Raw genomic sequence first — 18,724 nt, 5'->3', positions numbered from 1 at the left:
CTGGCGCATCGGGCGGCCGCTGTCATGACGCCCGTTAGGGGGTCGGCCGGTCGTGCGTCGCCTGTGACCGGTAGATGCCGATCTCCTCCGGGCGGACGAGGCCGTCCTCGATCGCGCGGGCGAGTAACGCCGCCTTTGTGGCGGCTGGCCGCCCCGCCCGGGTGTACTTGATCCGCGCCCGGTCCACGTACTGCTTGACCGTGTGCTCGCTGATCTGCATCCGGCGGGCCACCGACGCCTTGGACATCGACTGGAACCAGAGCAGCAGCGCCTCACGCTCCTTGTCGGACAGCATCGGCCGGTCCGGCCGTGGGTCGCCGACCATGGCACCGGCCAGGGCGGGCGGCACGTACGGGCGGTCACTCGCGGCGGCCAGCACGGTCGCCACGCAGTGCTCCCGGCCCTCGTGCTTGGCCAGGAACGCCACCGCCCCGGCGTCCAGCGCGGCGAGCATCGTCTGCGGGTCGGTGTGCTCCGAATAGACCACCACCCGCCGCCCGGCGGCGCTCAGCTCGGCCAACTTGTCCAGCGCCATCCGCCCGTGCAACCGCAGGTCGAGCAGAACCACGTCGGCGTCCGGTGCGTCGCGCAGCACCTCGTCCGGGTCGTCGCCGGTTGCCAGCACCGTCAGCCGCGGCTCGGTGGCGAGCCAGGCGCGAACTCCCTCGACCACCACCGGGTGGTCGTCGACGATCGCCACCCCGACCGGACGATCACCGGTCACCTCCGCCACCGGGTCTGCGCCCATCTGATGTCCCCGTCCCGTTCGTAGAGGTGCTGCACCGGCCCGTCGTCGTACTCGCCGGAAGGCGGGCCGGTCGCCTCCGGCCCTTTCCGGTCGGGCGTGACCAGGCTGACGACCACCTCGTTCGGGCCGGAGACCACGGTCAGTCGGGCCCAGCCCTGGGCGTCGGCGAGAATGCCGGTGAGCGGGTCGGCCAACCGGCGTCGGATCTCCACCGGCAGCGGCGGCGGGGTGCCGATGGTGACCAGGTCGATCGGCAGGCCGTTGCGTTCGGCCAGGTCGGCGGCGGCCCGCAGCTCGTGCAGCAGCGGATCGGGCACGTCGTCGGACTCGGCGATCAGCCGGCGCAGCCGGGTCGCGGCCAGCACGCACCGACGCTGCACCTCCGGGTCGTCCGGGTCGGCCTGACCGGCGGCCAACTCGCCGAGCACCCGTCCGGCCGCCGAGCTGACCAGAGCGAGCCGGTCCCGCCGTTCCCGAAGACCACGTTCGGCGGCGTCCCGCTCCGCGGCCATCGCATGACTGGCGCCCGACACAGCGGCCCGGTCCCGAGCCAGGGCGACGATCGCCGCGCTGCCCACGAACACCGCCACCGGCAGCGAGAACGTGCCGTAGACGTACATCACGTAGCGCGCCACGTCGGCTGGGTCGGGGCCGTGCCCGAGCACGGCGACCAGCGCGATCAACGCGTGCGTGGTCAGCAGCGCGATCAGGCCGACGACCCGCCGACCCCACAGCGCCAGCACGAAGAACCAGCCGAGGGTGCCCCACACCCAGTTGGCGGCGGTGAACAACTGCTGCTCACCGACCGCGGCGAAGACCGCCGCGTCGACGGCGAGCAGCAGCCCGGCGAGCGGCCACGGCGGCAGCGGTGACCCGCGGAGAAGCCGCACCCCGGCCACCGCGCCGGCCACCGCGACGAGCACCCAGCCGCCGAGGACCACCGCCGGCGCGGCGAGGTCGGCACGTGCGGCCAGCACCGCCGGCATCCCGATCGCGGCGTGCCAGGCCAGCGCGATGGCGACGGCGACGATCCGGGCTCCCCGGTCGGACGCGTGCGCCACGGCGGCCTGCGCGGCGAGCCCCGCGGTCGACACCGGCCCCCGGGGCGCCGGGACGCCGCCTGGTGTCCCGCTCGGCACCTCCGGTGGGGCGGTGCGGGGCGCCGATGCGTCGAGGTCAGCCGACACCGGGCCACTCCAGTCGGATGCGGGTGCCCGAGCCGACCGCCGAGCGCACGTCGGCCCGCCCACCGACCGCCGCCATCCGGCCACGGATCGACTCGCGCAACCCGTACCGGTGAGGTGGGACGGTGGCCGGGTCGAAGCCGGGGCCGTCGTCGACGACCTCGACCACGACGCCGATCGCGTCCCGGCCCAGCCGCAGCGTGGCCTGCGCGCCCGGCGCGTGGCGGACCACGTTGGACAGCGCCGCGTAGGCGCTCTCGCTGATCGCGTCGGCCACGCCGGCGGGGACCGCGCACGACGCCAGATCCAGGTGGACCGAAAGCTCGGGCAGCCGGCCGGCGACCACCCGCAACCGCCCGTCCAGCGGCACCGGGCCGTCGCCGGCCACCGGGCCGACGTCGCTGAGTGCGACGAGGGTACGCAGGTCGGCGGCACACCGTTCGCGGAAGGCGGGCGAGGGCCCGGCCACCGCGCCGAGCCCCACCATCGTGAGCGTGCCGAGCACGGTGTCGTGCAGGTCGCGATTCTGCTCGCGTTCGGCGTCGCGGGCGGCCCGCGCGATCAACGCCTCCCGGGTCAGCCGCTGATGCTCGACGAACGCGCGGTCCGCACGGCCGATCCGTCGGCGCATCACCGCCGTCATCATCGCTGTGCAGGCGGTCTGCACCAGCAGGGTGGCCGCGTGCGCCCGAGCCTCGGTGGGGTTGCCGGCCGCCAGCGCGCCTGTCGCGTAGCTGGCGATGACGAGCAGCCCGGCCGGGATGGACCAGCGCGCCGGGGCGGTGGCCTGCGCGTTGATCACCGTGGCGCTGGCCAGCACGGCGATCCAACTGCCCTCGCCGGGCAGTACCTCGGGCGCCACCAGCACGGGGATGAGGAGACAGGCCACGGTGGTGACCGCGACATCACCGGCGACCAGGGCCGGGGTGATGCCGTGGCGCAATGCCCGGTGGGCGTACCAGAGTGACCAGCCGGTCAGCGCGGCAACACCGGGCAGCAACACGGCCGGCTCGACCGGCGGGGACTGCACCGACAGGGCCACCGACGCGCCGACCAGCCCGCAGGTCAGCCGCAGCAACGCCGGTAACGTGGTGAAGATGAGGCCGAACGCGCCACCGGCCGGATTGTCCAGCGTGGGCGGCGGCACGGATGGGGTGGCAACGGCCGGCATCGGGAAGTGTCCTTCCGACAGCGGCCCCGGGTCCGGGGCCGCGCGACGGAGATCGACATCGGACAATAGCATGGCCGATGGCCAGCGATGACCGGTTGTGCGTGGAGTGTCGCTAATGTGTCAGTCTGCGGTGCGGGGCTGGAGCAGGTCCCACCGGTTGCCGTAGAGATCGGCGAAGACCGCCACCGTGCCGTACGCCTCGTGGCGCGGCTCCTCCAGGAAACGCACCCCGGCCGCCACCATCCGGGCGTGGTCCCGGGCGAAGTCCTCGGTGTACAGGAACAGGCCGACCCGGCCGCCGGTCTGGTCACCGACCCGGGCCCGCTGCTCGGCGGTGCTCGGCCGCGCCAGCAGCAACGCCGTCTCCCGGGCGCCGGCCGGGCGGACCACCACCCAGCGTGAACCGTCCGGTCGGGCGGTGTCCTCCACCAACTCGAAGCCGAGGTCCCCGACGTAGAAGTCGATCGCCTCGTCGTACTCCCTGACCAACAGCGCGACAAGTCCCAGATGTGCCATCCGGCCATCATGACGGCGGGCGCTCCCGGTCAACCCGTCGGCGTCCCCGCTGGTCACCCGCGTCACGCCGCCAATCACCGCTCCGAGGCGGAACCGGATGTGCTCGCCGTCCGTCCCATCTGCTGGTGGAGAGGCGGTGAGCCGGATGCGCTCGGGTAGGTCGGTACTGGCGGTGGCACTACTCGCTGCGGCGTTGGGCGGGTGCGCGAGCATGGAAGGCGGGCCGGCGACCGAGCCCGGTCCGGCGCAGATCGTCGACACGTGGACCTCCTGCGCCACAGCGGCACCACGGGCCGGCGCGGTGTTGTCGGTGCCGAACACCGAGACGGCGACACCCACCGTGGCTGAGCCGAGGATCGGGCGCATCGACCCCGCGTTCACCCCGGTCGCCGCCGTGCTCTGTGGGCGGGAGATCCGGCCGGGTCCCACCGGAGGTCGGGAGCAGGTCGCCACGGAGCGGCGCGCCGAGGAGATCGCCTCGCTGCTCGCCGCGCTCCGGCTGCCCAACCAGCGGGCGGACGGGGAGATCGCCTGCACCCTCGACATGGTCATCCCGCCGTGGCTGGCCCTGCTCGACGACCGGGGGCGCTGGCTGCGCCCGTACCTACCGACGGACACCTGCGGCAAGCCGCGCGCCGAGGTGGGCGCCGCGCTCGCCGGGCTGCCCTGGACCACGGTGGACACCCGTACCGTCGGGCAGGTCGAATCCCCGGCGGCCGAGGCCGCCGGATGCGCGCAACAGTGGGCGGACATGGTGTGGGTGGAGACCACCAACGGACGCCCCGGCCCGCCCGTGCCGGCCACGTCTCCGGCAGCCGGACCGTTGCGTCTCTGCGTCTACCAGGTGCCCGCGTCGGAGCGGGGCGGCGGCAAACCGGCGGGTGATTTCGTGTACGGCGGCCCGCTACCGGCCGAGCGCCAGGCGAGCGTGCTCCGGGCGATGGCCAACCGCCGAGCGGTGGTCGACTGCGCCACCCCGGCGGCCCGCTTCGCGGTGCTGCGCCCGCTGGACGGTGCCGGCGGACCCGAGCGGTACGTGGAACTCGACGGTTGCCGACGCTTCCTGATCGTGCCGTCGGCCGGCGGAGCACAACTCGGCCAGGGCGACGACACGCTGGCCAAACTGCTGGGGCCTGTCTGAGCAGGTTCAGCGGATGGGCAGCACCGCTGGACCGCCGCCCGCGATGGACCGGGTGAGATTGCGACCACCGGACCAGAAGTAGCAGCGGACCCCCCGGTCACCGCGCGCCCACAGCTCCGGGGAGGGAAAGCGGTACGCGCTGCCGGTGCGGTAGGACAGGCTGGCATCGTTGGGCACCTTGGCGAAGCGAGCGACCAGGGTGCGGCAGGCGGGATGAACCGCGTCCTCGTCACGGACGGCATCCTCGTAGGAGCGGTCCGGGGCGGTCCAGATGCCGACGTACTCGAACTGGTGCGCGGTCGTGCAGCCGGCCGGCCGCAACCGGTTCCACTCGTCCTCGTTCATGCAGCCGTACAACAGTGGGGAGCGGCTACCGACCGCGTTGCGCAGCGTGCCGGCCCGGTGGATCGCCCGGTCGCTGTCACCGTTGGCGCCGTCCACCTCGTCCAGTTCGAAGATGTCGCACCGGTACCAGCGGCTGCCGCCCGTCCATCCCGCCGGTGAGGTCGGTGCTACCTGCACCGACAGACGACCGTTGCGCCAGTCGCCGCCGACGAACTCCTTGGCCCGGGCGTCGCAGTCGGCGAAGGCGGGCCGCATGGCCGCCGACCCCACCTTGGGTGGGGCAGGTCGCGCGGCCAACTCGCCGGTGAAGGTGCCGACATGGAACGTCTCCACCAGGTGGGTCTTGGCGCAGTCCACCGGTGCTTGGGTGGCCAGGTATGCCGTCGGCTCGGGGATCACGTGGCACTCGCCGGCCTGCGCGGTGAACTGCTGTGCCTGGGCCATCGCTCGCCAGTCGTCGGACAGGTCGCCGTCCGTGCCGGCCGGCGTGCCGCAGCCCGCCAGTGCCATCGTGATGAACGCTGCGGTGAGCGCTGCCCTGCCCTGGTGTCGCATGTGCATCCCCCGTTGGCCCCCGTGCCGGCGAGCGCAGCCTATGGCACCGGTGCGACGAGCCGGCACCTGCCTTCGGCGCTACCTGCCGCTACTTCTGGGCCGGGCGGGTTCGACCGGATGGGGTCGTTTCCGGATGCCTCACCTTGGCGGCGTGCTGACCTGGCACTACGTCGCCCCGATGAGTGGATGTCGGACCCGGTCCACGCTGCGCTCAGCGGCTCGCCATCCGCTCGCCATGTGGCTACCACTTAATGATCAACGACTGCAGGACTAATCGTGTCCCTTCGAGAGGAGCCCTGCGCGTGATCCCAGTGGAAGACCCCGGACCGGCCGCCCGTCTGGCCCGGCGGCGGTTCCTGACCGTCACCGGTGCCGCGACCGCGCTCGCCTTCGCCACCAACCTGCCCGGTGGGTCGAGCGCCGCCGCCGCCACCGAGAAGCTGCCCGACGACCCGTTCACCCTTGGCGTCGCCTCCGGTGACCCACTGCCCGAAGCGGTGGTGATCTGGACCCGGTTGGCGCCGCGACCGTACGAGCCGCTGGGCGGTATGCCGTACCACGCGGTCGAGGTGGAGTGGCAGGTTGCCAGCGACGAGCGGTTCCGGCGGATCGTGCGCTCTGGACGGGCGACCGCACGACCGGAGTACAGCTACAGCGTGCACGTGGACGTGCGCGGGCTGCAGCCGAGCCGGCACTACTGGTACCGCTTCAAGGTCGGCCCGTACATCAGCCCGGTCGGCCGTACCCGGACCACCCCGGCACCCGGCCAGCGGGTCGACCAGCTCACCTTTGCCGTCGCCTCCTGTCAGTCCTTCCCGGACGGCTACTACACGGCACACCAGCACATCGCCGCCGAGGACGTCGACGCCGTGGTGTTCCTCGGCGACTACATCTACGAGTACGGCGTCTCCGCATCCGGTGGGCTGCGCAACCTCGCCGAGCCGGTGCCGAGCCAGTTCCGCACCGAGGCCGACACGCTCGACCGCTACCGCCTCCAGTACGCGCTCTACAAGTCCGACCCCGACCTGCGCGCCGCGCACCAGGCGGCGCCGTGGATCCCTACCTGGGACGACCACGAGGTGCAGGACAACTACGCGGGCCTGACCTCCAGGACCAACGCCCCGGTCGAGGACTTCCTGGTCCGCAGGGCCAGCGCCTACCGCGCCTACTGGGAGCACATGCCGCTGCGCTCGCCGGCCCCGCAGGGACCGAACTACATGCTCTACCGCCGATTCACCTTCGGGCGGCTGGCCGAGCTGAACGTGCTCGACACCCGCCAGTACCGCGCCGACCAGGCATCGGGTGATGGTTGGAAGGTGGACTCGGAGGCCCGGCGTGATCCGGCGCGCGCCCTGGCCGGCGCCCAGCAGCAGCGCTGGCTGCTGGACGGCGTACGCACCTCGCACGCGACCTGGAACCTGCTCGCCAACCAGGTGATCATGAGCCGGATGGACCAGGACCCGACGGCTGGCGACCTGTACAACATGGACGCCTGGGACGGCTACGCCGCAGAGCAGAAGGCCACTCTCGACGGGCTCGCCATGCTCCGGGGGCGCAACCCGGTCGTGCTCACCGGCGACGTGCACGCCGCGTACGCGCTCGACATGAAGCGCGACTTCGCCGACCCGGCCTCGCAGACGTACGGCGTCGAGCTGGTGGCAACGTCGATCAGCAGTGGCGGCAACGGCAGCGAGGTCTCCGCGAACGGGCAGAAGTTCCTCGACAGCAACCCGCATTTGAAGCTCGTCAACGAGCGGCGGGGCTACCTCAGGGTCCGGCTCACCGAGCGCGAGTTGCGGGCCGACTACCGGGCGGTGCCGTACGTCGACCGGACCGACGCCCCGGTCCAGACGATCAGTTCTTTCGCCGTCGAGGCCGGCAACCCCGGCCTGAACCCGGTATGAGGGGGAAAGCCATGAACCGTACTCTCTGGCGCCGGCTCGCCGGCCTGTCCCGTGGCCGAAAGGCCGCTGTCGCCGGTGCCGTCGTCGCCCTGGTGGCGATCGGCGGCACGGCCCCCGCGGTCGCCAACCGACCCGACCCGACCCGGCTGAGTCTCGCCTCCGATGTCAGCCTGGTTCAGGTCACCCCGACTCCCTGCGCGAACCAGGGTTTCCAGCTCCAGTTCGGCAACACCGGACGCGCGGCCGTCTACGCCGACGCGTTCCTTGAGGTGACCGCGCCGCTGAAGCTGTCCAGGAACCTGGTCTCCAGTTACCTGCCCGCTGGCTACACACTCAAGGTGCCGATCACGGTGACGGCACCCCGGGACACCACCCCCGGCCGCTACGCGATCACCGTCCGGTCCGGTGAGCGTCGGCTCTCGGTGCCGGTGGAGGTCGCCCCGGGCCCGGTCGACACCACCGGCAACCTCGCCAGGTACGTGCCGGTCACGGCCTCCTCGGAGAACCTGCCCACGTATCCGGCGTGCGGTGCGGTGGACGGCGACCGCGACTCGAACCACTGGGCATCCACGACCGGTTGGAACGACGCGAACAAGGGGGCCTTTCCCGACTGGCTCCAGGTGACGTTCGACCGGCCCGAGACGGTCGGCCGGGTCGACGTCTACACGCTCGACTCCACCAAGTACCCGGCCGCCCGATACGGCCTGCGCGACTGGGACGTCCAGGTGCGGGTCGGCGACGACTGGCAGACCGTTGCCCAGGTGCGCGCCAACGTCGCCGGTCTGGTCAGCTCGACCTTCCCCCCGGTGACCGCGACCGCGTTCCGGATCGTGACGCTGACGAGCAACGAGACCGCCGGCTACTCGCGGGTGGTGGAACTCGAGGCGTACGCCTCCTGACAACGGTGATCGCTACATCCCGCTGGACGCCGCGTCCGGGCCGAGGTGACTCGGCCCGGACGCTGTGCATTCCGATGGTCGTTGCCTGCTGCGGCTGATGTCACCACGTGTCTGGCCGATCGAGGTCGCGGGCCGGCCGGTATCCGCCGAGGACCGCCAAGCCATCCTCCTCGGTGTAGCCGCTGCCCCAACCCTCGCGGAACGCCTCGACGAGGCATGGTTTGACTGTCATCTCCAGTACGTCGCTCCCTTGTCGGCGTGCCCGGTAGGGGCCCGCGACGAGTTCCCCGGGTCGGGCCTCGCGACCGTCCGGGGCGAGTTGCGCCCGAACCGTCAGCCAGCGACCGGATGCGTCACCGACGACGAGTGAGCCTTCGACGAAAGAGCCACCCTCCGACCGCCCGAGCGTGACCGAGCATTCGAGCAGCCGCCCGTCGGGCGGCAGCGAATCCAGACGGAACGGCACGATGCAGCGGTGGGTGCCGTCGAACCGGACCCGTTGCGCCGTGCCAGTCGCCTCGTCGCGGGTGGTCGCGTACGTGTCCAACTGGGCCCAGAGCCCGTCAGCGGGTTGCCAGCGAACGAACCACAGTTTCCGGTCACCGGACGGATCGAACCAGGCGACCCCCGGGCGGTCGCCAACCTGTACGTCGGTCCGCGGCTGCGGCCGTCCGTCCGAGGACAACGTCTGCTGCAACCCGTCCAGCGACGCGACGCTGCCGGCCAGCACGAAACGGGCCTGGCCGCCTGGGCCCCGAAACTCGACGCTCTCGGTGCCGCGTCCGGCGCGCCACGTTGCGTGTTCGGCACCGCTGACCAGGGTGTCGGTCGAGAAGTGCACCACTGCGGGATCGGCACCGACATCTTCGGGGCGTGCGGTGGCACCGGTCTGCGTCGACGCTGTCGGCAGTATGAGTGCCGTCGCCGGCATGATCGGGTCATCGGCGGTCCGACTGGCCGAGATCGCCATGACCACCGAGGTGAGGGCGACACACGCTGCTGCCATGCCTCCGGCGATCAGCCCGCGGCGACGCAGTCGTAACCGGCGACCGCGATGACGGGCGTGTTCCACGATGGGTGTCGGGTCGATGTCGCCGCCCGCGCGATGCCTGAGCGTGACGGCGAGCTGCTGATCGAGATCGCTGGACATCAGAACTCTCCTGCCCGTGCGGGGGTTGGTGCTTCCTGCCGTCTACGCAGCGATGCCAGGGCACGCCTCGCGTGTGTGCGAACCGTCCCGGCCGAACAGGCGAGGATCTCGGCGATCATCGTGTCGTCGAGATCCTCGTAGTAGCGCAGGACGATCACGGTGCGCTGACGTGCCGGCAGATCACAGACGAGCCGCCACAGTGCGTCACGTTCGGCGACTCCGGCGGCCTCGTCCACGTCGCCGGCCCGATCAGTCACGGCGGCGACGGAGATCTCCCGGCTACTGCGCTGGCGCCACCAGGAATTGTGGGCGTTGACGAGCATGCGACGGACATAGGCATCAGGACGGTCCGTCCGCGAGATGCGCCCCCAGCGGGCGTACGCCCGGGCGAGGACATCCTGAACCAGGTCCTCGGCCCGGTGCTCGTCGCCGGTCAGCAGTCGGGCGAGCCGCACCAGCGCCGACGTGCGAGCGAATGCGTACTCCTCGAACGTCACGCCCTATTAACGTCGTAGGTCGGCCAACCTGTAGACACCCACCGGGCTTTTCTTGCCGACCGGGCATGGCGAGCTTAACGGGGTGTGGTCGTTGCGGACGCTCCGGAAGTGACCGCTCCGGAGCCTCGGCGGGCGGCGGAGTTCACTTCTAACGGGTCGTGTCATCCGGCGTGGTCGAGGCGGGTGTTGTCGTACGACTCGCGGGCGTCGAGCAGTTCGTCCCAATGCTGCTCGGCCCAGGCACATGCGACCGCAATCGGTTCCAGCATGCTGCGGCCCACCGGTGTCAGCTCGTACTCGACACGCGGGCTGACCTCGGCGAAGACGGTGCGCTTGACCAGCCCGTCCCGTTCGAGGGAGCGCAGCGACCGGGTGAGGACCTTGGGGGTGACGCGGCGCAGCGGCACACGTAGCTCCGAGAACCGGCGAGGCCCATGCTCCAGGCAGCGGATGATCAGCGCCGCCCACTTGTCGCCGAATCGGATCGGATTAAGCGAGGACGGGCACAGCTCGTCGAACATGTCGGCGGGCAGAGGTTGCCTCATGGCCCAACGATAACTGGTATCCCAGAGGAAACCACGACCCTCGATAACGTCGGCAAACCGGCCGAGCGCACAGGCTCCGGCCCTGGTGAGAGGCGTTACTCATGAACATTGTGGTCTTCGGCGCGGGCGGCCGGGCCGGACGGCAGGCCGTCGCCGAGGCGCATCGACGCGGCCACCAGGTCACCGCCGTAGTGCGCAACCCCGCAGGCCACAGCGGCCTGGACGACGTGCGGGTGGTGGCAGGCGACGTCGTTGACGCCGTGAGCATCGCGCACGCAGCCGCGGGGCACGACGCCGCCATCAGTGCCGCCGTTGACCTGTCCGTGCCACCGCACGACTTCTTCACCGCATCGTCCCGCACCCTGGCCGCCGGCCTGGCGAAGGCGGGCGTGCCCCGCCTGGTGGTGGTCGGCCTCGCATCGATCATGCCCGGGCCGTCCGGTGCTGCCCTGATGGACGAGCCCGGCTACCCGAACGAGTACCGGTCCTTCTACCTCGGCCATGCAGCAGGCCTTGAAGAGCTTCAGACCTGCGATCTCGACTGGGCCTACCTGGCCCCCGCAGGCGACTTCGACCACGACGGCATGCGCACCGGCCACTACCGGCTCGCCGAACACGGCGATCCGGCCAGTCGGATCAGCTACGCGGACTTCGCGGTCGCACTGCTCGACGAAATCGAGGCACCCCGCCACCACCGCGCGGCCGCGAGTGTCCGGGAGGTGTGATGCCCACGGTCCACGACAGCCCGAACGCCTGGGTCGCCGAGCACATCCGCCGTTTCGAGGAGACCGGAGGCCGGCCACGGCCCGGCGTGAACGATCTGCTCCTGACGACGCGAGGGCGGAAGAGCGGCGAACTGCGCCGCACGGCACTCGTCTACGAACGCGACGGCGACCGCTACGTGCTGGCCGCCTCGAATCGCGGCTCAGACCACCACCCCGCGTGGTACCTCAACCTGCTCGCCGACCCGTACGTCACGGTGCAGGTCGGTACGGAGACGTTCACCGCATGCGCGCGCCCCGCCACTGCCGAAGAGCGTCCACACCTGTGGCGTTTGATGGTTTCGGCCATGTCGGAATACGCGACCTACCAACAGCGAATCACGCGGCAGATCCCCGTGGTTCTCCTGAGACGTGTTGAAGACCTGAACGGTGACGCTCTGGGCGACCACAGCGCCGATTGCGGCGAAACTTGATCTCCTCGTCGGGCCGGCCTTGATCGTGGAGCGGGAGAGCCACGTCCGTCCAGCTGTCGGCAAGGCGCTCGACAAGTTGACCCGACCGGGAGCGGGAAGCCGCTGACCTGCGGTGAGGTGGGTGCGCCCGGCAGGATTCGAACCTGCGGCCTTGGGATTAGAAGTCCCCTGCTCTATCCGCTGAGCTACGGGCGCGTGTGACGTGGATGTCGCGCCCAGAGGGTACCGCCGTCCCGCTGCCGGGCGGCGAAAAGGGTGCCGGCGTCCACGTCGCCGAGCAGGTTCTCACGTCGGCCATGTGGCGGGCATCCGGGTTCTCACGGACCGCCCTGGCCACGGACCGTACCTTTGGCTGGTGTTGCTGGATCCCGACGCCGAGAACGACGTCGCCTACGAGCTGTGCCAGATCGTCGGTCGCGCCATCCTGCCGTACCGGTCGTCGGGCGACTTCGGCACCGCCTTCTTCTTCCAGGGCGGCGACGACCCGGTGGGGGAGTCGTTGCTGACGGCGGCCGACCTGGTTGCCACGCCGGGTGGTGAGCTGGGCCTGCGGGCGAGCGTGACCGAGCCGGCCGGGGTGGCCCCGGCCGTCGTCTCCGAGGCCGAGATCGTGCCCGGCTGGGCCCGCTTTCCGGGCGACGGGGTCGCGGCGCTGCCGACCGGCGGCCTGCACCGGTACGCCGGCGACGGCGGCTGGCGGTGGCGGGTCCAGCCGGTGCCCGCAGGAATCGCCGCCGGGCCCGAGGTGATCGCCCGCCTCGGCGCCGACGCCGGTTCCGCTTTCGTGCTGGCCCATGGGGTACGCGACGACGGGTCTCGCCCGCTGGAGGTGGCGATCGAGCGGGTGGTCCGCGAGGGGGACGCCGTGCGGATCACCACGGAGTTGCCGTCCGGGTATGTCGGCGCGCCGGTCTTCGTCGTCCAGTCTGACGCCACCGGAGAGGTGTCGTTGTACTGCCTGGGCCTGGTGCTGCCCGGCGTCGGCGGTCACCCGGTGGCGACCTTCGACCGGATTCGCGCCGTCCTCCCGGCGACGTCCGCCGACCTCTGAGCCGCGACCCGCGCCGCCTTCCGGCCTGGTCAGCCGCCGGGCGTCGCCGCGCCTGCCGCGTCGGTCGGTGCCGGGTCGGCCGGGGCGGTGGGGCCGGCGGCGAGGAACGCCTCGGCCCAGCGGCCGACCTCGTCGAAGACCTTTCGGCGTACGGCGGGGCCGGAGAGTGTGAGGTCGTGCAGCCCGCCGTCGAAGCGGGCCAGGGTGACGTGCCGGCCGAGGCGGGGCGCGTACCGGACCATGTGCTCGACGTCCAGGACGGCGTCGGCCAGGGTCGCGTTGTCGTGCCACCTGGTGCCCCGGAAGGAGCGGGTCGAGCAGGCCAGCAGCACCGGCACCTGGATGTCCAGCCCGGCGCGTAGTCGGCGTTGACCGGTGCGGATCGCGTTCAACCAGCCGGCTCGGACCGGGAACCCGGCCAGCGGCTTCCACTCCAGGTCGTAGGTCCACTCGCCGCGGTGGTCGGCGTGGATGCTCTCGCCGTACACCGTGCCCAGCCCGAACGGCAGGATGCGGTGCGGCGCCCTGCGGCCCAGCCGGGAGATGGCGGCCGCGAGGGGTCGGCGCACCGCCCAGGGGGCGTTCAGGTCGAAGAACGGGCTGTTGAGCACCAGGCCGTCGATGGTCCCGGCGTCGCGGCGGGCGTCGGCCCAGAGCGAGATGATCAGGCCGCCGGTGGAATGGCCCATCGCCAGCAGGGTGTCGTGCCCGTCGTCCTTGCGGATGATCTCGGCGGCGGCGTCCAGCTCGGGGAAGTAGTCGCTGATGTCGCGGCAGAAGTTGGGGGTCTGGCCCGGGAGCAGGCTGCGGCCGTATTTGCGCAGGTCGAGCGCGTAGAAATCCCAGCCGCGCTCGGCGAAGAAGTCGGCCAGGTGGGTCTGGAAGAAGTAGTCGACGAAGCCATGCACGTAGAGAACGGCCCGCCCGGTGGGGCGCTCGGCCCGCCGCCGGACCAGGGTCGCGACGACGGGCCCTTCGTCGTCGGTGCCCAGGTCGATCGTCTGCCGCTCGTACGGCGGCCCCAGCACGTCCGGTTCCACGAACGCGACGCTACGCCGCCAACCTACCCAGCGGTAGCCCTCGTCCTGGCCCGCCCCCGCCGCCCGCCCCGCCCCCGCCCTCGCCCCGCCCTCGCCCCGCCCTCCCGCCCCCGCGATCTTGCAGTTGTTGCGGTGGCATAACGGGCAATAGCCCCGTTTCGGGGTTCGTAAGTGCAAGATCGCGAGGGCGAGGGCGAGGGCGAGGGCGAGGGCGAGGGGCGTGGGTGGGGTCAGGCTGTTTCCGCGTCGGCCCGGCTCCGGTCGGCTGCGGGCAGGTGCTCCGGGGCGGTGGTTGGGTCTACCTCGCCCTGGGGCTCCGGGATGTCGCGCAGATGCTTGTTGTGCCGGGGCTCCTGGCGGGTCTTGGCGTCGTTGAGCCGGCGGCGCAGGTCGTCACGGACGTCGTTGAGCGCGGCGTGCAGGTCCTCCTCCGCGGAGGTGGTGACGATCTTCTGCCGGCCGGCGATCCAGCACTCCAGGGTGACCTTCTGGCCGCGGGCCTCCCGGTCCTTCACCGACACCTCCAGCTCGGTGGCGTCGGCGTGAAAGCCGGCGAGCCGGGCGTCGAGGGTGGCGAACTGCTCGGCGATCCAGTTGCGGTCGCTCTGCGAGAACCCGGCACCCACTCGCAGGCACTCAGCCACGGTGGCCGGGTTCGCCACGGCGCTCATCGCCGCGCCTCGGAAGCGTTCGCGGAGCCGATGGTGGTGATCATCATGGCGCTGACCTCTCGTCGACGTGGAGCTGTCGGTGGTGCGTTGATCAAATCCATACCCAGTTCGGCTGGCCCGGGAAACCGCCGACGCCCGGCCGGGCGGGTCGGCCGTACCACATCAGGGCGTGATCAGGGTGTTGTCCACAGGTGGGTTCGTCGTCCACAGGTCGGGGCCGGGCGCTGGCAGCGGTCGTCCCCAGCGCCCAGGCTCGGTGGCGAGTCGACTCGCGCTGGCAGGCCCCGATCCCCCTGGAGGGACGATGTTCGACACCTACGTAACAATTGTCGGTAATATTCTGACCACGCCCGAGTGGCGACGTACCACCCAGAGCAACACCCTGGTGGCCAACTTCAAGGTCGCCTCGACCGCCCGGCGGCTCGACCGGGACAGCGGCCGGTGGGTCGACGGCAACTCGCTCCGCGTCCGCGTCAACTGCTGGCGCAAGCTGGCCGAAGGGGTGGCGGCGTCCGTGATGGTCGGCGATCCCGTGGTGGTCTGCGGCCGGCTCTACACCCGCGACTGGACCGACGACGCCGGCAACCACCGCACCCTCTACGAGCTGGAGGCGGTCGCCGTCGGCCACGACCTGTCCCGGGGTCGGGCCCGCTTCCTGCGCAACCGTCCGAGCATGACGACCAGCACCGTCGAGGACGCGGATGCCGAGAGCCGCGTGCACGGCGAGCCCACCGAGCCGGTGCCGGCCGGGCAGGCGCCCGTGCTGCCCGAAGACCGTCCGCTGGACGACGACTTCGAGCTGCCCGACTATGCCGCGCTGCGTACCAGCCCGTTCGCCGACGGTCCGCTGGATGACGAGGTCTCCCCGAACGGCGGGCAGATCGGGGAGGCCAACGCCCCGACGGGCCTCGACGACGAGATGGCCCTCCGGTCCGGAGAGAACGACGAAGACCTGGACGACGAGTTGGGGCCGGCGCCAGACGAGGGTCAGCCGGAGCCCGCGCAGCCCGGCCGGGGGCGGCGTGGCCGGGGTCGGGTCCCGCAGCCGGCGTGACCGGTCAGTTCAACCGTCGTGGTTCCGGCGGCGACCCAGCCGTCTGAGGTTCCGCTTCGGTCGCGGGTGCTCCCGCTGCACGGCACGACGGGGGCGGGGTGGCGACGCGACCAGCGTCGTCACCCCGCGTGGCGGCATCGGGCGGGGCTGGCGGATGCGGGTGGCCGGTTCCCCGTAAACGAGGCGCACGTCGCCGGTGGAGCACCCGTGGGTCGGGTCGGCTCACGGGACGCTCGTCTAGGCTGGCCGGCCGGAGGTGGTGCGGGTGCGACGGACAGCGCCGATGGCGAACGCGGTGGGGCTGCTGGCCGGGTACGCGCTGGACAGGCTGCTCGGCGACCCACGCCGGTGGCACCCGGTGGCCGGCTTCGGGCAGGCCGCGGGCGCCCTGGAGCGCCGCCTCTACCGACCGGATCGAACGGCGGGTGCGGCATTCACCGCGCTGGCCGTAGGCGGGCCGGTGCTGCTCGGGGCGGTCGCCACGGCGGCTACCCGGCACCGGCCGGTGACCCGAGCGGTGCTCGTCGCCGCCGGCACCTGGACCGTGCTGGGTGGCCGTACCCTGCGGCACGAAGCCACCGTCATGGGTCGGACGCTGCGCGACGGTGACCTGCCCGCTGCCCGGCGACGCCTCGGCCACCTCTGTGGGCGGGACCCGTCGACCCTGGGCGAGTCGGAGCTGGCCCGCGCCACCGTCGAGTCGGTCGCGGAGAACACGTCCGACGCGGTCGTCGCCCCGTTGCTCTGGGGTGCGGTCGCCGGCCTGCCCGGGCTGCTGGGCTATCGCGCGGCGAACACCCTCGACGCGATGGTCGGGCACCGGTCGGCGCGCTACGCGCGGTTCGGTACCCCCGCCGCGCGATTGGACGACGTGCTCAACCTGGTGCCGTCCCGGCTGACCGGGCTGCTCACCATCGCCGTGGCGCCGGTGGCGAACGGGGATCGGCAGCGGGCCTGGCGGGTCTGGCGGCGTGACCGCAACGACCACCCGAGCCCCAACGCCGGTCAGTGCGAGGCGGCGATGGCCGGTGCGCTCGGCGTCCGCCTCGGTGGCCGCAACATCTACTTCGGGCGCTCCGAGGTGCGCCCGTTCCTCGGCGACGGCCCCCGCCCGGAGGCGCGACACCTGAGGCGGGCCGCGCGGATCTCGGGCGCGGTCGGGCTGGCCGCCGTCGGGCTGGCCGCCGCGTACCCGGTGACCGTCGGCCGCCTGGTCGGTGCTCTGGGGCGGCACGGGCTGGTCGCCGCGGCCGGGGGGCGCAGGGTGGTCGGCCGGCGCGGCCCTGGTGCCGCTGCGGTTGGGCGGGGGAGCGGACGGTGAGCGGCGGGCTGCTGGTCGCCGGCACGACCTCCGACGCCGGCAAGAGCGTCCTCACCGCCGGCATCTGCCGCTGGCTGCACCGGCAGGGCGTGAAGGTGGCGCCGTTCAAGGCACAGAACATGTCGAACAACTCGGCGGTGGTCGTCGGGCCGGACGGGCGCGGCGGCGAGATCGGCCGAGCCCAGGCCATGCAGGCCGCAGCCTGCGGGCTCGCACCCGACCTGCGGTTCAACCCGGTGCTGCTCAAGCCGGGCAGCGACCTGGCCAGCCAGGTGGTGCTGCTCGGCGAGGCGGTCGACACGATCACCGCCGGCACCTTCCGGCAGCTTCGTCCCCGGCTTGCCGAGACCGCGTACGCGGCGCTGGCCGAGCTGCGTGACACGTACGACGTGGTCATCTGCGAGGGCGCGGGCAGCCCTGCGGAGATCAACCTGCGGGCCGGTGACTACGTCAACATGGGGCTGGCCCGGCACGCCAACCTGCCCGCCATCGTGGTCGGCGACATCGACCGGGGTGGAGTCTTCGCCTCGATGTTCGGCACCGTGGCCCTGCTCGACCCCGCCGACCAGGCGCTGATCGCCGGCTTCGTGATCAACAAGTTCCGGGGCGACCTCGGGCTGCTCCAGCCGGGGCTGGACATGCTGCGTCACGTCACCGGCCGTCCCACGTACGGGGTGCTGCCCTGGGCACTGGACCTGTGGCTCGACGCGGAGGACTCACTGGCCTACGGCCGGGTGCTCGGGCGCCCCGCCGCCCCGCACGGCAGCGAATGGTTGGACGTGGCCGTCGTCCGCCTGCCCCGGATCAGCAACGCCACCGACGTGGAGGCGCTCGCCACCGAGCCGGGTGTCCGCGTACGCCTCACCATCGAACCGGCCGAGTTGGCCACCGCCGACCTGGTCGTCCTGCCCGGCTCCAAGTCCACCGTCGCGGACCTCGCGTGGCTGCGCGAGACCGGCCTCGCCGACGCGGTGGCCGCACACGTGACGGCCGGGAAGCCGCTGCTCGGCCTCTGCGGCGGTTTCCAGATGCTCGGCCGCGCCATCCACGACCCGGTGGAAAGCCGCCGGGGCAGCGTGCCGGGGCTCGGCCTACTGCCCATCGAGATCACCTTCGATCCACGCAAGACCGTCCGGCAGTCGGTGGGCACCGCACACCGGGGCCTCCCGGTGCGCGGCTACGAGATCCACCACGGGTACGTCTCGCAGACCGATCCCGCCCTGACCCCGCTGCTGACCGGCGACGACGGTGTCGGTGAGGGAGCCGTACTCGGCGTGGTGCACGGCACGCACTGGCACGGGGCGTTCGAGTCCGACGAGTTCCGCCGGTGGTTCCTCACCGAGGCGGCTCGCCTGGCCGGCCGCACCGGGTTCCGGGTCGCACCGGCGACCAGCTTCGCCGCCGCCCGGGAACGCTCGCTCGACCTGCTCGGTGACCTCGTCGAGGAACATCTCGACACCGACGCCCTCTGGCGCCTCATCGAGACCGGCCCACCCCCCGGCCTTCCCTTCATCCCACCCGGCCCCCCACCGACCGAGTAACCCACCACCCGCCCCTCGCCCCTCCCGCCCCGTCGATCATGGAATCGCGGTGCCCGATCTGCCCTGATTGGACACCTTATTTCCCACCGCAACTCCATGATCGACGGAGCGAGGGCGAGGGCACGGCACGGCGCGGCGAGGGCGAGGGCGCGGCGCGGGCGAGGCGAGGGCGAGGGCGCGGCGCGGGCGAGGCGCG

19 protein-coding genes and 1 tRNA gene are annotated in these 18,724 nt (G+C 72.1%); 9 read left to right on the top strand and 11 right to left on the bottom strand.

Annotated elements, in window-relative coordinates; genetic code table 11:
- Positions 1-34: 34 nt before the first annotated feature.
- The 4 genes from ACQEUX_RS21325 to ACQEUX_RS21310 all read right to left on the bottom strand — a co-directional run bounded on the left by ACQEUX_RS21325 (position 35) and on the right by ACQEUX_RS21310 (position 3,619).
- Positions 35-748, bottom strand: a complete 714-nt coding sequence (locus ACQEUX_RS21325; RefSeq protein WP_433051086.1) for a response regulator transcription factor — start codon at positions 746-748, stop codon at positions 35-37.
- The gene (locus ACQEUX_RS21320; RefSeq protein WP_433057033.1) at positions 721-1,842 is read right to left on the bottom strand and encodes a hypothetical protein; all 1,122 of its coding nucleotides are present in this window, start codon (positions 1,840-1,842) and stop codon (positions 721-723) included. The genes ACQEUX_RS21325 and ACQEUX_RS21320 overlap by 28 nt, the downstream gene beginning before the upstream one ends.
- Before the next feature lie 82 nt (positions 1,843-1,924).
- Positions 1,925-3,103, bottom strand: a complete 1,179-nt coding sequence (locus tag ACQEUX_RS21315; RefSeq protein WP_433051083.1) for a sensor histidine kinase — start codon at positions 3,101-3,103, stop codon at positions 1,925-1,927.
- Positions 3,104-3,223: 120 nt separating this feature from the next.
- Positions 3,224-3,619 (bottom strand): VOC family protein, encoded by a 396-nt coding sequence (locus tag ACQEUX_RS21310; protein WP_433051080.1) that lies wholly within the window; start codon positions 3,617-3,619, stop codon positions 3,224-3,226.
- A gap of 136 nt (positions 3,620-3,755) precedes the next feature.
- On the opposite strand from ACQEUX_RS21310, the gene ACQEUX_RS21305 reads away from it, so the two are divergent.
- Entirely contained in the window at positions 3,756-4,760 is a 1,005-nt protein-coding gene (locus ACQEUX_RS21305; protein WP_433051078.1) for a hypothetical protein, read from the top strand.
- Positions 4,761-4,766: 6 nt separating this feature from the next.
- Here the strand turns inward: ACQEUX_RS21305 and ACQEUX_RS21300 are convergent, their stop codons facing one another.
- On the bottom strand, positions 4,767-5,660 hold the full coding sequence (locus ACQEUX_RS21300) for a septum formation family protein (RefSeq protein WP_433051075.1): 894 nt from the start codon (positions 5,658-5,660) through the stop codon (positions 4,767-4,769).
- Positions 5,661-5,962: 302 nt separating this feature from the next.
- Between ACQEUX_RS21300 and ACQEUX_RS21295 the strand changes: the two genes are divergently transcribed.
- Entirely contained in the window at positions 5,963-7,564 is a 1,602-nt protein-coding gene (locus ACQEUX_RS21295; protein ID WP_433051072.1) for an alkaline phosphatase D family protein, read from the top strand.
- A gap of 11 nt (positions 7,565-7,575) precedes the next feature.
- Entirely contained in the window at positions 7,576-8,463 is an 888-nt protein-coding gene (locus ACQEUX_RS21290; RefSeq protein WP_433051069.1) for a discoidin domain-containing protein, read from the top strand.
- A gap of 100 nt (positions 8,464-8,563) precedes the next feature.
- Here the strand turns inward: ACQEUX_RS21290 and ACQEUX_RS21285 are convergent, their stop codons facing one another.
- From ACQEUX_RS21285 to ACQEUX_RS21275, 3 genes are all read right to left on the bottom strand, one after another.
- Positions 8,564-9,613, bottom strand: coding sequence for a hypothetical protein (locus tag ACQEUX_RS21285; protein ID WP_433051066.1), 1,050 nt, complete (start codon positions 9,611-9,613; stop codon positions 8,564-8,566).
- Entirely contained in the window at positions 9,613-10,110 is a 498-nt protein-coding gene (locus tag ACQEUX_RS21280; RefSeq protein ID WP_433051063.1) for a SigE family RNA polymerase sigma factor, read from the bottom strand. Before ACQEUX_RS21280 ends, ACQEUX_RS21285 begins: the two co-directional genes overlap by 1 nt.
- 161 nt (positions 10,111-10,271) lie before the next feature.
- A complete protein-coding gene (locus tag ACQEUX_RS21275; RefSeq protein ID WP_433051060.1) occupies positions 10,272-10,655 on the bottom strand; it encodes a winged helix-turn-helix transcriptional regulator in 384 nt (127 codons plus the stop codon).
- A gap of 101 nt (positions 10,656-10,756) precedes the next feature.
- Between ACQEUX_RS21275 and ACQEUX_RS21270 the strand changes: the two genes are divergently transcribed.
- Positions 10,757-11,380 (top strand): NAD(P)-dependent oxidoreductase, encoded by a 624-nt coding sequence (locus ACQEUX_RS21270; protein WP_433051057.1) that lies wholly within the window; start codon positions 10,757-10,759, stop codon positions 11,378-11,380.
- Positions 11,380-11,850 (top strand): nitroreductase family deazaflavin-dependent oxidoreductase, encoded by a 471-nt coding sequence (locus ACQEUX_RS21265; RefSeq protein ID WP_433051054.1) that lies wholly within the window; start codon positions 11,380-11,382, stop codon positions 11,848-11,850. The genes ACQEUX_RS21270 and ACQEUX_RS21265 overlap by 1 nt, the downstream gene beginning before the upstream one ends.
- A gap of 122 nt (positions 11,851-11,972) precedes the next feature.
- Here ACQEUX_RS21265 and ACQEUX_RS21260 read toward each other — a convergent pair.
- Positions 11,973-12,045: transfer RNA gene (locus tag ACQEUX_RS21260), tRNA-Arg, on the bottom strand.
- A gap of 160 nt (positions 12,046-12,205) precedes the next feature.
- On the opposite strand from ACQEUX_RS21260, the gene ACQEUX_RS21255 reads away from it, so the two are divergent.
- Positions 12,206-12,901, top strand: a complete 696-nt coding sequence (locus tag ACQEUX_RS21255) for a hypothetical protein (protein WP_433051051.1) — start codon at positions 12,206-12,208, stop codon at positions 12,899-12,901.
- 29 nt (positions 12,902-12,930) lie between these two features.
- Here the strand turns inward: ACQEUX_RS21255 and ACQEUX_RS21250 are convergent, their stop codons facing one another.
- Both ACQEUX_RS21250 and ACQEUX_RS21245 read right to left on the bottom strand, forming a co-directional pair.
- Entirely contained in the window at positions 12,931-13,941 is a 1,011-nt protein-coding gene (locus tag ACQEUX_RS21250; RefSeq protein WP_433051048.1) for an alpha/beta hydrolase, read from the bottom strand.
- Positions 13,942-14,171: 230 nt separating this feature from the next.
- Positions 14,172-14,612, bottom strand: a complete 441-nt coding sequence (locus ACQEUX_RS21245) for an HPF/RaiA family ribosome-associated protein (protein WP_433051045.1) — start codon at positions 14,610-14,612, stop codon at positions 14,172-14,174.
- Between the two features lie 304 nt (positions 14,613-14,916).
- On the opposite strand from ACQEUX_RS21245, the gene ACQEUX_RS21240 reads away from it, so the two are divergent.
- The 3 genes from ACQEUX_RS21240 to ACQEUX_RS21230 all read left to right on the top strand — a co-directional run bounded on the left by ACQEUX_RS21240 (position 14,917) and on the right by ACQEUX_RS21230 (position 18,528).
- Positions 14,917-15,666 (top strand): single-stranded DNA-binding protein, encoded by a 750-nt coding sequence (locus ACQEUX_RS21240; RefSeq protein ID WP_433051042.1) that lies wholly within the window; start codon positions 14,917-14,919, stop codon positions 15,664-15,666.
- Positions 15,667-15,949: 283 nt separating this feature from the next.
- Entirely contained in the window at positions 15,950-16,987 is a 1,038-nt protein-coding gene (locus ACQEUX_RS21235) for a cobalamin biosynthesis protein (RefSeq protein ID WP_433057031.1), read from the top strand.
- Positions 16,984-18,528, top strand: a complete 1,545-nt coding sequence (locus ACQEUX_RS21230) for a cobyric acid synthase (protein ID WP_433051039.1) — start codon at positions 16,984-16,986, stop codon at positions 18,526-18,528. The genes ACQEUX_RS21235 and ACQEUX_RS21230 overlap by 4 nt, the downstream gene beginning before the upstream one ends.
- Positions 18,529-18,724 lie beyond the last annotated feature (196 nt).

It is taken from the genome of Micromonospora sp. CA-259024, assembly GCF_050936255.1.
Classification (GTDB): Bacteria; Actinomycetota; Actinomycetes; order Mycobacteriales; family Micromonosporaceae; genus Micromonospora.
Note: the sequence above shows the minus strand (reverse complement) of the source record. Positions and strands in the feature narration are given on the sequence as shown.